The organism is Clostridium sp. UBA5119, assembly GCF_002414285.1.
GTDB lineage: Bacteria > Bacillota > Clostridia > Clostridiales > Clostridiaceae > Clostridium_J > Clostridium_J sulfidigenes.
In genome coordinates this window covers 371-11984 of the sequence record NZ_DHYX01000012.1, presented here as the reverse complement: position 1 = coordinate 11984, position 11614 = coordinate 371, and the positions used below count along the sequence as shown (strand labels likewise).

At 30.7% G+C, this 11614-nt stretch carries 11 protein-coding genes; 2 read left to right on the top strand and 9 right to left on the bottom strand.

The genetic code is table 11. The features are described 5' to 3' along the window. Nucleotides 1-886 precede the first annotated feature (886 nt). From B2671_RS01370 to B2671_RS01355, 4 genes are all read right to left on the bottom strand, one after another. The gene (locus B2671_RS01370) at nucleotides 887-1594 is read right to left on the bottom strand and encodes a DNA alkylation repair protein (protein WP_346868802.1); all 708 of its coding nucleotides are present in this window, start codon (nucleotides 1592-1594) and stop codon (nucleotides 887-889) included. Nucleotides 1595-1901: 307 nt separating this feature from the next. Next, nucleotides 1902-2387, bottom strand: coding sequence for a hypothetical protein (locus B2671_RS01365; RefSeq protein WP_346868801.1), 486 nt, complete (start codon nucleotides 2385-2387; stop codon nucleotides 1902-1904). 45 nt (nucleotides 2388-2432) lie between these two features. After that, a complete protein-coding gene (locus B2671_RS01360; RefSeq protein ID WP_346868800.1) occupies nucleotides 2433-2591 on the bottom strand; it encodes a hypothetical protein in 159 nt (52 codons plus the stop codon). Next, on the bottom strand, nucleotides 2575-3078 hold the full coding sequence (locus B2671_RS01355) for a hypothetical protein (protein WP_346868799.1): 504 nt from the start codon (nucleotides 3076-3078) through the stop codon (nucleotides 2575-2577). Before B2671_RS01355 ends, B2671_RS01360 begins: the two co-directional genes overlap by 17 nt. A 917-nt stretch (nucleotides 3079-3995) precedes the next feature. Here B2671_RS01355 and B2671_RS01350 point away from each other — a divergent pair. Next, complete coding sequence (locus tag B2671_RS01350; RefSeq protein WP_346868798.1) at nucleotides 3996-4553, top strand: sigma-70 family RNA polymerase sigma factor; 558 nt, start codon at nucleotides 3996-3998, stop codon at nucleotides 4551-4553. Beyond that, on the top strand, nucleotides 4553-5629 hold the full coding sequence (locus tag B2671_RS01345; protein ID WP_346868797.1) for a DUF4179 domain-containing protein: 1077 nt from the start codon (nucleotides 4553-4555) through the stop codon (nucleotides 5627-5629). Before B2671_RS01350 ends, B2671_RS01345 begins: the two co-directional genes overlap by 1 nt. 172 nt (nucleotides 5630-5801) lie before the next feature. On the opposite strand, the gene B2671_RS01340 is transcribed toward B2671_RS01345, so the two are convergent. From B2671_RS01340 to B2671_RS01320, 5 genes are all read right to left on the bottom strand, one after another. Then, nucleotides 5802-6965, bottom strand: coding sequence for a MerR family transcriptional regulator (locus B2671_RS01340; RefSeq protein WP_346868796.1), 1164 nt, complete (start codon nucleotides 6963-6965; stop codon nucleotides 5802-5804). Nucleotides 6966-7302: 337 nt separating this feature from the next. Next, complete coding sequence (locus B2671_RS01335; RefSeq protein WP_346868795.1) at nucleotides 7303-9285, bottom strand: ABC transporter permease; 1983 nt, start codon at nucleotides 9283-9285, stop codon at nucleotides 7303-7305. Beyond that, complete coding sequence (locus tag B2671_RS01330) at nucleotides 9278-10045, bottom strand: ABC transporter ATP-binding protein (protein WP_346868794.1); 768 nt, start codon at nucleotides 10043-10045, stop codon at nucleotides 9278-9280. Before B2671_RS01330 ends, B2671_RS01335 begins: the two co-directional genes overlap by 8 nt. A gap of 128 nt (nucleotides 10046-10173) precedes the next feature. Next, on the bottom strand, nucleotides 10174-11187 hold the full coding sequence (locus B2671_RS01325; RefSeq protein WP_346868793.1) for a sensor histidine kinase: 1014 nt from the start codon (nucleotides 11185-11187) through the stop codon (nucleotides 10174-10176). A 1-nt stretch (nucleotide 11188) separates the two neighbouring features. Beyond that, nucleotides 11189-11614 (bottom strand): response regulator transcription factor (locus B2671_RS01320; protein ID WP_346868792.1); only part of this gene is annotated, 426 nt, incomplete at its 5' end.

Sequence of the window (11614 nt, the reverse complement as noted above, 5' to 3'; positions counted from 1 at the left end):
ATTTTTATATTTAAATAGTTCCCTACTTACTTTTTTAAGGGAGCTACTAAAAAGATTTCCCTTAATTGAAACTTTGATAAAATTATAATCTTCTGATTGGGAAAATCTAATCATTTTTTAATGCTATTATTTCATCATCTAAAACATCAAAAAGATTCCTTGCTATATCTGTTGCTTTCTTAATACATCTTTCTCCAATAGTGTCCCGTATCTTTCATCATTATACGGCTTGTAATTTTTGTAAAAACTCTTCAAAAGTTAGTACTTCTGGCACTGCATAATCCCAAGATTGCCCATAGAATATTCCATAAGCCAAAAACTTTTTTATNNTCTCCTCTTTATTTCCTGTCAAAATAATACTAAATACTACTTCTAATTTAAATTTCATAAAATCATATACTACATTAATATCATTATCATCTAAATTTTCTATTATTACTTCCTGTTTCATAAACCCTTCTTCAAAAACATATATCATTGTTGCTTCTGCTAATTGTCGATCTATATCACCACGCCCATACTTTACTTTTATCTGATTTACTTTATCACTATCTAATATAATTTTAAATATAGATGCTAATCTATTCACAATAAGCTTATTTAATACTTTCATATCATCATCATATATACTCTTATTTCTATCAGCGTGCATATCTTCTATTGGTCCATTCCTATATGCATAATGGGCTGTTACTACTGACATTTTATGAATAATATCCTTGTCTTTTAATGGATCATCTACGTTCATGTAATTACTTAAAAACATATTATATTCTTTCTCCATCTTTAGCCCTCCTAATCTTTTTATATTGAAGCTTTCCCCATATCTAAATGCCTAGAAAGAAGCTTAAATCTTTCATCAAATAAATCTTAGTTATTTCATACTCTAACATCTTACATGTTTACGTTTAAAGCCTAGTCTTCCTTTATCAACTGCATTTTGAATATATTCTGTTGCAACATTTGTTTGGCAGAGGGTTTTGCCCATAAAAACATCTACCTTTCCTACTTTTTGAGCAATTTTCTTTGCTTCTTCATGAAGGGGCAAATACGAAATTCCAACGGACATAATAAAATTGTTCATGGCATATTTAGTACGGTTTGGCTGGTTGTGTATCGTGTCACCTACCCTATTAAGCATTTCTAAAAGTTTATCCTTGTCAAATTCACTGTCTTTGCGAGTGCCTAATAGCCAATCGTAGCAACTCCAGCCAGCCGACATTGTTAATTCTTCACCGCTATCGATCCAACGGTCGGCAACGGTAAAGGCAATATCTGTTTCGGCAAGGGTTACTGCCACAATGTAGTCTGAAATCATATGAAAATAAGCGCCTTCTATCCATCGGTTAAAATCTTCTTCAACCATTTTTTTTGGCTCAGCAATCATGCCGGCTAAATACATTGCATCATAATTTCCTGATGCATAAAGCTGCTCTGCTAAAGGCTGGTTGTATTTTATTTTCTTAAAAATCGGCTTCATAGCGCTTATTGTTACGCCAAAAACAGGCTCTTTCGCACCTTTGCTCATGTAAATTTTTTTCGTACGCTCTGTACCAAGGGACTTTAGTTCATCTATGATTTCGGTTAGTTCCATTTGTAACATCTCCTTAAAATTCGTTACTTGGTGATATCAACGGCAACGTTTCTTAATGACTATTATAATACTTTTTTGAGTTTTCAGCTATCAAAGAACTAAAAAAGCCAATCTAGTAGTTATAATTATTTGTATATTTTCTTCAAACCAATCACTTTAATGATCTATTTAAACTACAATATATGATTAAATTATAACTGAAAATGTTAAGTAATAATATGTAAAGTTTAATCATATATGTAAATACACAAAACAGCCAGTTCATCAACTGACTGCTTTTCTTATATTTTTTTCTATAAATTAATACTTATCTATCATGTTCCGTTCTTAGCTTAATTGGTATAAATGTTTCCATCTGTGCCCATCCCTGTGCCTTGATAATATCCTTAGGAGTAATAATATGTCCCATACTATAATGATTATGGCGTTCATCCAATTCAAATAATTCTGATTTATTAATGTATTCTATAGCCTCATTATACAATTTACTACCCATTTCTTCATCGCCGTCTCTATATGTGTAAGTAAGATAATATCCGCCATCAAAGTCAACTACATCGTTACTACCACTATTCATGTCCTCATTTAGTGCCCACCACCAAACCATACCTTGTTCGACAGGATCAAAAAATAAAAAATCTCGTGGCATAAAGTCATCTCGTGGGAATGGCTTAATGTCAGAAAAATATGCATCAAACTTTCCCAATATTCCTTCTTCAGAAAAATCAAAATTTTTATCAACCCCTGATGAAGCAGCTTTAAACGGTGGTAATGAAACAATTCTAAATTTCATAATTCCATCTCCTTGTATATATTACAAAAATTTTATTTTATATAATTATAACATACCTCTTAGCCACAATATACTTTTATCATATTTACTACTCTTCTTTATGACATAATCTTTAATTGAATAGATATCAATAGTATGGGCTTCTCCAGTATAGTGAATCCATAAAATCAACTCATCTTTACCCTCATTATCTAAATCTTTCATATAAATTCTTTGTATACCTATCTAAAATTTCTTTCTGACCTTTCATATAAGCTCCCATATCTACTACTTTTATATCATTGTTTAATAAGTTTACAAAGCTTTCTATATAACCTATGGTATCTGCATTATTAACTCCAATCACTCTTTGTCTTAAAAATAAATAATAGTTTTCTTCATATACAAGCTTAATTGGAAATGCCTCATTAATTGCTGAGACGGTAGGTACTTCTTTTGATTTAACTTTCTTATTTTCATCATATATCATATTTATATATATAGCTGGACTTTGTGAAATATCAAAAGTAAATTTTTCCTTTAAGGTAACTGACTCTACTAGAACTTTATATTCATCTAAATACTTTGCCGTGAATACATACTTTTCTGAAAACATATCTGGATTAAATATTTCTACAAGCTTTCCATTTATGTAATCATAAATCGCTGCTATAGCATACCCTCCTGATCCTCCATATTCACCTCTTACCATTACTTCATCTTTTCCATNNGGGTATTTTTGTAGTTATAACAGATCCATCTTGTTCATTTACTACTATATTCACATTCTCTACATAGCCACTATCTTTATATAAATAAGTTCCTACTAAAATTACTTTATCATAATTATGTTTTTTAGTTATACTTCCACCTTTAACATCTATTATTGTTTGATTCGTTAGATTATACATACACAAATATTCCTTTAAATCTAATATTATAATCTATAATATTAACTCTCTTCAATAATGTTTACTCGTATCTACTTATTTTGTTACTTCTAATAACTTCTAATATACATCCTATCCCCATACCTATAGAAGAACCCACAAGTCCTCACATAAAATTCTCTGTAATTATTCCAACACCTGTCCCAATTATAAAATATCCAATCATTAAATTAACTGAATCTTCCACTGTACCTTCTTCATAATAACTATCTTTGCTATCACTATATATATGCTTTATTGATTTATATTTCTTTCAGTAACTACCATTTATTTAAATGCTGCCCTAGAGCCATTAAGCCTACAACTTGTTTATTCATTAAAATAATCCAATATAATACTTTTATCAATTCCTACTCAACACTTTACAATTATACCAAATAATATTATAATACCAAAAATAATCATTACGAGGTAAAACTTTGATTTGCATTATTGCTATAGCCAAAAGATTATCAGCCTCTACGGAAAACTGTGGTGATTAATTCAATGATCTAAAATTATAGACATAGAATTTTAATTTTAAAATTATTTACACTAAGAAAATTTAACCATTTATATAAGAATAAAAAAATATAAAAATTTATATTTCTGATTATTGATAGAAACACGTAACATATTTACGAATTAATAGGTGTAATGGCCAATTACATTAGCTAGTATATGGATAAGGAGCATGAAAATGAAAATTACAGAACAAAACTTTATCTTCCAATTAAAAAATAGAAATGAAAAAGCTCTAGAATTTGTTATATCTGAATACGGATGGATTCTAAATACAGTTGTAAAAAAGCAGTTATATCAACTTCCAAACTTGCATGATGAATGTATGAATGATGTGTTGCTTGCTATATGGGAAAACATAGAAAGTTATGACACAAATAGAAGCACCTTTAAAAATTGGATAGCTGGAATCACTAGATTCAAAGCCATTGATTGTAAAAGAAGATATCTTCGTTATCTAAAAGAAGAGCCTTTAGAATCTGTAGGTGAAGTTTCTGATTCTAAAATTAATATTAATGTTTTGGAACAAGAAATCTCTGAAGAAGTAGAGAAAATGTTATCCTATCTTAACGAAAAAGACAAGATGATCTTTAAACGATTATTTGTTGATGAGAATACTGTGGAATCTGTAGCCATAGATATGGGTATAGAAAAAGCGGTGGTTTATAATCGCGTTTCTAGAGGAAAGAAGAAAATCAGAAAATGTTATTCTCAACTTAGAAAGGAGCAATTTTAATGAATGAAATATATTCTTTACTAAATGACGTAGAAACAGATATAGATTTTTTTAAAAAAGAGGACTTAACAGATATAGAAAAAAGAAAAATGAAACGGATGGTACGCAATAAATTCAAAAAGAAACTAAACTATAAGCGTATTATAAGTGTAGCATGTGTAACATTTGCAATATTACTATTTACAAATGCTATCTTTGGCAGTGAAATAAATGCTACAGCCCAAAGTATTACTTCACTGATTAGTGATTTTCTAGGAATTAATAAAGTTGATGAAGAATTACTGGATTATACAACAGTAATCAATACTTCCAAATCAGATAAAGGATATACTATAACACTAAACAAGGTTATTATTGATAAAAATGAAATGATAGTAACTAGTACAATTAAATCAGACAAACCTACAGGTAATTTTCTATTTCCTTCTGCAGATATGTATGTGAATGGAAACCATTTTTATCTTATTGGAGGTCAGGAAATTAATCGATTGGATAATTATACTGTGGAATTAATAAGTACATGCGAGTTGTATAATACAGAAGATTTTAATGCAGAAATAGATACCAATACAAAACTTAATATTGAGATTATTTATAATAAAATACAAACATCAGGAACTTATAATGAAATTACAGGAGTCACAAATGAAACTTTTGTAGAAGGAAATTGGAGATTCAATTTTACTGCGGACGGAAAAGCTCTATCTAAAGATACTTATCATTTTCCAATGGATGAAAGCTTCTCATTATCCTCTGAACAAGATGTACAAATAACAGAGTATACTAGCAATGATCTAGGTCAAAAAATATTTTTTAATGTTTCAGACGTATTAGGTAGCTATAACACCGATTATATTATGGAACTAAGAGGTACCGATGATCTTGGAAACGAAGTAAAATTTAATTTAAAAAGACTGCATGGTGAAAATGGTAAAGGCTGGTTCTGTAATAACGGTGGAATCAGCACAGATGCTAAAAAGCTTACACTGACTCTATATGCTACGAAATGGCCATCAGAAGACTTTACTCCAATTGGAGATGAATTTATCATAGAATTAGATAATATTAAGAAATAAAATTACTAGTTTATATATAGAAAATGAGAGTGTGAAAAATCGCATAATTTCCTTTCTTGAATTATGCGATTTTTAACTTCTAATTATTTAATTGCAGTTCATTTTTTGAGTATCTACGTTAATACTTGTAACCTTCTTTCTATATGGCAAATCCTTCATAGTTTTTAATTCATTACTTACTATTTTCAGAATAAAACTTTAAAGCTTCCCCCATAAATTTAGATGCTCCACTTCCATATTGTTTATCAATGGCTTTTATCCATGTGGAATTTGATAAATAAAGCTCTGCTGTATAACCCCAATGATTCTCTCCCTCATCTACTTTGTAAAATCCTTGACTTTTTTTAGTTGCATCTGATATTTCTTCAACAATTTGTTGAACCTCTTTTGAATAAGGATCTTTACTTAAGTCCGATGTAAGCTTTTTATATAGTTCTTCTAATTTAGGCTGCCTATCTCCCAAATAATTTTTTAGAGCTTCTCCGATAAATTTAGATGCACCATTTCCATATTTCTTATCCACTTCTTCTATCCACTTAGGATATACCAAATAAATTTGCACCATATAGTACCAATGATCATTGCCATTATCCATTTTGAAAATTTCATAATCTTTTTTAGCTATATCTGTTATTTCTTCAGCAATTTCTTGAATCTCCTTTGAAGAAGTATCTTTACTTAAGTCAGATGTAAGCTTTTTAAATAGTTCTTTTAATTTAGGGTGCTTATCTTCCAAGCAATCTCTTTTAAACTCATCATATTGTTCTGCTAAAGTAAACGTAGCACTATTGTTAAGACTTTTCTTTAAAGCCTTAGAATATTTTTCAATACTTCCATATTTATTTATAGCCATTTTAGCAATTTCATCTTCCTTAGATTTACATTTTTCAATATGGTCATTATATTTATCTACACTACCATAAATTTTGATTACCTTATCTTCGTGTTCTGTTTTAAATTCTTCCAATACATTAAAATATTCACTCATATCAAATTCTCTAAAATTCATTGTGCTTTCTCCTTTTAATGTTTTATTTATAAGCTCTATTAAGCCATTCAATCTTTTTCTTTTTAAAATAAGCAACTTTTTCTGATTTTTTAGTGCTTGCATTTTATCAAAATATCGACTCAACATTATCTCTTTAACATCTTTTAAAGGTATATCAAGCTCTTTGAAAAATAAAATTTGCTGCAGAGTTTTAAGGGCTTCATCATCATAAAGTCTATATCCTGCCTCTGTAATTTCACTTGGTTTTAATAATCCTATTTCATCATAGTAATGTAGTGCACGTACACTTACTCCTGTCAAATCCGAAACTTGTTTTACTGTTCTCATTGCTACACCTCAAAGTTTGATTTTACAGCTATAAATATTATCTAATACTCAGCCAGCTATGAGTTTTTGTTAATATATTCAAGCTATATTTTTATATTACACTATGACGTGGTGCTAGGGTCAACACTTTACAAAAGAATTATATATCATTAATTTTCTTCTTAAAGCAAAATAAGAAGGAGAACCTCCTCCCTCTACATTTGGTTCTCCTCCAATACTTAAATACGTTGTATTCAAAATTATCTGCAATTGAAGTTTAAAAAACATAAGGGATTGCCTCAAAACATCTGATCCAGTATGTTTCAAGACCGTCCCTTTTATTAAACTGAAAAACAAATTAGCTGACAATTTTATAATAAACTCGTGAAGTAAGGAAATAAACAATAGCATAGAGAATGGCAAAGACAGAAATTGTTCCTGCTGTGCAGATTACAAACAATGTAACATTAGTAAAACCTAATACTTCAAAAAGCTTCACTATAACCTTAAAGGCAAAGGCAATATGAATAATTGCTGTTACAAGTGGCAGGAAGAACACCATAAGCACTTGGTTGCCAATTGATTTTTTAATTTCTTCTTTGCTCATGCCAACCTTCTGCATAATTTCAAAGCGCTCCTTATCATCATAGCCTTCTGAAATCTGCTTGTAGTATATAATAAGTACAGTAGCCATAATAAATAGTGCTCCAAGGAATATCCCTAGGAAGAAAAGTCCTCCGTATAGAGAAAAAGCGGATTCCCTGGATTCTTCCAAGCCTTCACAACGTGCATCAAGAGATAATTGCTTTATTTTGCTATTAATTTCATTAGTTAAAGTAATTTCCTTTTCCGCATTATCATCAGTATCAAAGGCAAAATAATAAGATAAATCCTCTATTTTCATATCAGACTGAGTGCTTGAAGCATATATTTTTTCAATTGTATTTTCATCAGGTACGATAATAAAGTAGCCGTTAGCAGCTATTGAGGAAGCTATTCCATCCACTGTCATGGTATTTATACGTTCTTTTATTTTAAACTCATTACCTAAAATATTAATGCTGTCTTCAACTATTTCTCCTCTATTAGTAAAGAGTAGCACTTCATTTTCATTTAGAGTAATAGACTTACTTTCCAAATCATTATATTCACTTAATGGTATAAATTCTAAGAAACCTAAATTGTTTGCATTGCTTGCATCAAAATTATTGCCATTATCTGTGAAATAATTCTTATCTTGTATCATAGGTAGATATGAAGATCGGTATTTAACTATATTTTTTAAAGTAATATTATCTTTATCTGCCTGCTCTTTTATAAGATTATCAATCATTTCTGTCTTTTCTTTTGATACATTTTTTACGTTTATTGAAATGTCTCTTGGAAATCTTGTTCTAAGCACATCCTCAATACCAATATACAGCGACACTGTTGTAGATAACATGACTAGAACAGTAGTTGAAAGAATACAAATGTTAGCAAGCCCTACTGCATTTTGTTTCATACGATAAATCATTCCAGACACATTTATAAAATGATTAGTCTTATAATAAAACTTCTTATTTTTTCTAAGCATTTTTAAAAGGGCAATACTTCCTGCAGTAAATAAAGACCAAGTTCCTATCATAACAAGAATTGCTGCGAGAAAGAACATATTAAGTGCAGCTAGAGGCGCTTCCGTAGTTAAGGCAATATAGTAGCCTGCTCCAAGGCTTAAAATTCCAATTAAAGTAAGAATCCACTTTGTTTTTGGTTCCTTTTCACCAATCTGTCCCCCCTTAAGAAGCTCAACAGGTTTTGCAAGATGAATTTGTCTCATATTATTTATAAGTGTTAATAGAAAAATAGAGCCAAAGAGAATAACTGTTTTAATTATGGAGTTAGTTGATATAACAAATCCCATTGTAACCTTAAAGTTTAAAATCTTAAGAAGTACTAAAAATATAAGCTTACTTACTGCAATTCCAGATAGCAGTCCCAATATCATGCTCATAATTGCCACAAAAAGGGTTTCCCAAAGCAATAACTTAGCAATATGCTTTTTCTCCATACCCAAAATATTATACAAACCCAGCTCTTTTTTACGCCTCTTTATAAGAAAGCTGTTAGTATAAAAAAGAAAAACCACTGAGAAAAAACCAATAACATAATTGCCTAAATTAAGTATTGTTTTGAGTTCCCTTCCACCATACATAGTGTCTAGTCCATCATTTACTGATATAAAGTTCATGATATAAAACATGGCAATAGTACTTATACAAGTTAGTATATATGGAAAATATGTCTTTGCATTCTTTTTAATATTATTTATAGCCAGCTTTTGATAGAACATCTTACTCATTTTTTACACCGCCTGTAGCAATTATAGTAAGTGTATCAGAAATTTTTTGATACATTTCTTCTTGGGACATGGAGGCTCTATATAGCTGATGAAACACCTCTCCATCCTTTATAAAAAGCACACGGCTTGCATGGCTGGCTGCTTTAGTGCTGTGAGTAACCATTATTATGGTTTCTCCTTCTTTATTAATATCATTAAACAGGTGAAGAAGTTCATCACTTGAATGAGAATCCAATGCTCCAGTAGGTTCGTCTGCAAGAATAAGCTGCGGATGAGTAATTAATGCTCTGGCAACGGCAGCTCTCTGCTTTTGACCTCCAGAAACTTCATAAGGATATTTTTGCAAAATATCATCTATTCCAAGCTTCTTTGCAATAGGTTTTAAGCGATTATTCATTTTATTAAAGGACTTACCAGATAAAACAAGGGGTAAAAATATATTATCCTGCAAAGAAAAGGTATCAAGAAGATTAAAATCTTGAAACACAAATCCTAAATTATCACGACGAAACTTAGAAATTTCCTTTTCCTTAAGATTCATACTGCTTATACCGCTAAGCACTACCTCGCCGCTTGATGGCTTATCTAGAGCTGCAATAATATTTAAAAGAGTAGTCTTACCTGAGCCAGACTCTCCCATAATAGCCAAGTACTCCCCCTTCTCAACTGAAAATGACACATCGGATAAAGCCTGAACATGGTTTGTACCAAAACGGCTGACATATGTTTTTTTAAGTTTTTTAACTTCTAATATAGACATAATTTTCTCCTTTCAAACACTAAGTATTTTTAACATGTTCAGTATAACAAAAGGAAGAAATGTATGCCTTAACTTTGGCTTACATTTCTTCCTTTAACCTTACACCGCCGTAAGGTTGCAGCAAAAGCTTATTCTATGTGTACTTCAATAGTTCCCAAATTAATCATTACTTTTGTACCTTCGTCAACCTTGGAGTCTATAGCTATGCTGTGAGAGAGCTTACTTAAAATCTGCTTACATAAATATAATCCAAGGCCTGTAGACTTTTTATCCCATCGACCATTATAGCCTGTAAACCCTCTTTCACCTATACGATTTAAGTCTTCTTCCCTTATGCCAATACCCGTATCTTCTATAACAAGAGTCTTTTCACTGAAATTATCCATATATATTGAAATAGTCCCCTCTTTGATATACTTCAATGCGTTTGATAGAATCTGTTCAATGACAAATACCAGCCACTTTTCATCCGTTAAAACCTCACAGTTTAATTCTTCAAAATCTAACTTAATTTTCTTTCTTACAAACATCCTTGCATATTTTCGTACTGCCTGCTTTACTATATCATCGAGACTGTATTTTTTTAACACAAGGTCAGAAGACATGCTCTCAAGCCTTAGATACTGCAGCACAAACTCTACATACTGCTCAATCTTAAAAAGCTCCATGGAAAGCTCTGAGTTTAGCTCACTTTCCTCGGACTGAAGAATTAGACCCATTGCTGAAATAGGTATCTTAATTTGATGCGCCCATAAAGTATAGTAGTCTATTAAATTGCTTTGGCTCATATCTGCACTATGAGCTATCTGAATATTATTGCTATAGAGGGTAGAAATCAGATTCTTATAGTCCTTTTCAATTATATCTTTAGGCTCAGGGAGTTTATCAAAGCTTAAGGTAATGCTGCTTTTTAAATCTTGAAGTAATTTATGTCTATTATATAACCTTATAAAATCTATTATAAGGAAGATAATACCTATGCATGCACATAGTACACTAGCATAAACTATCGGTTCTACGAGGAGATTATATAAAGAAAATACAAGTGCAAAGGTGATACAAAACAAAACTAAGAGAATAATCCCTCTAAGACGCATTTTAAAATAGGAAATCACAAACTTAAAAACCTCTATTTTCTTCATATCATTCCACCATATATCCTACACCTTTTTTTGTGGTAATAAAATCAGATAGTCCTGCCTCCTGTAGCTTTTTACGAAGTCTTGTTATATTAACGGTTAAGGTATTATCATCGATATAGCTATCAGTTTCCCAAAGCCTTGTCATAATGGTATCCCGAGACACGACCTTTTCTTTATTTTCCAAAAGAATCTGCAGTATCTTGTTTTCATTCTTAGAAAGCTCAATTTTTCTGTCTTGATAATTTAAGGTAGCATCACTTATATTAAGTATTGAACCTTTATGCTCAATCAAATTAGTCTGTCCTGTAAAATCGTAGGTTCGGCGTAATAAAGCTTGCACCTTTGCAATCAGCACATTAAGGTCAAAGGGCTTTGCAATAAAATCGTCTCCACCCATATTCATAGCCATAACTATGTTCATACTATC

What these genes read in the sequence shown, in the direction of transcription:
- B2671_RS01370 (WP_346868802.1), bottom strand. Translation starts at nt 1,594, where the DNA reads ATGGAACTAACCGAAATCATAGATGAACTAAAGTCCCTTGGTACAGAG.
- B2671_RS01365 (WP_346868801.1), bottom strand. Translation starts at nt 2,387, where the DNA reads ATGAAATTTAGAATTGTTTCATTACCACCGTTTAAAGCTGCTTCATCA.
- B2671_RS01360 (WP_346868800.1), bottom strand. Translation starts at nt 2,591, where the DNA reads ATGAAAGATTTAGATAATGAGGGTAAAGATGAGTTGATTTTATGGATT.
- B2671_RS01355 (WP_346868799.1), bottom strand. Translation starts at nt 3,078, where the DNA reads ATGGTAAGAGGTGAATATGGAGGATCAGGAGGGTATGCTATAGCAGCG.
- B2671_RS01350 (WP_346868798.1), top strand. Translation starts at nt 3,996, where the DNA reads ATGAAAATTACAGAACAAAACTTTATCTTCCAATTAAAAAATAGAAAT.
- B2671_RS01345 (WP_346868797.1), top strand. Translation starts at nt 4,553, where the DNA reads ATGAATGAAATATATTCTTTACTAAATGACGTAGAAACAGATATAGAT.
- B2671_RS01340 (WP_346868796.1), bottom strand. Translation starts at nt 6,965, where the DNA reads ATGAGAACAGTAAAACAAGTTTCGGATTTGACAGGAGTAAGTGTACGT.
- B2671_RS01335 (WP_346868795.1), bottom strand. Translation starts at nt 9,285, where the DNA reads ATGAGTAAGATGTTCTATCAAAAGCTGGCTATAAATAATATTAAAAAG.
- B2671_RS01330 (WP_346868794.1), bottom strand. Translation starts at nt 10,045, where the DNA reads ATGTCTATATTAGAAGTTAAAAAACTTAAAAAAACATATGTCAGCCGT.
- B2671_RS01325 (WP_346868793.1), bottom strand. Translation starts at nt 11,187, where the DNA reads ATGAAGAAAATAGAGGTTTTTAAGTTTGTGATTTCCTATTTTAAAATG.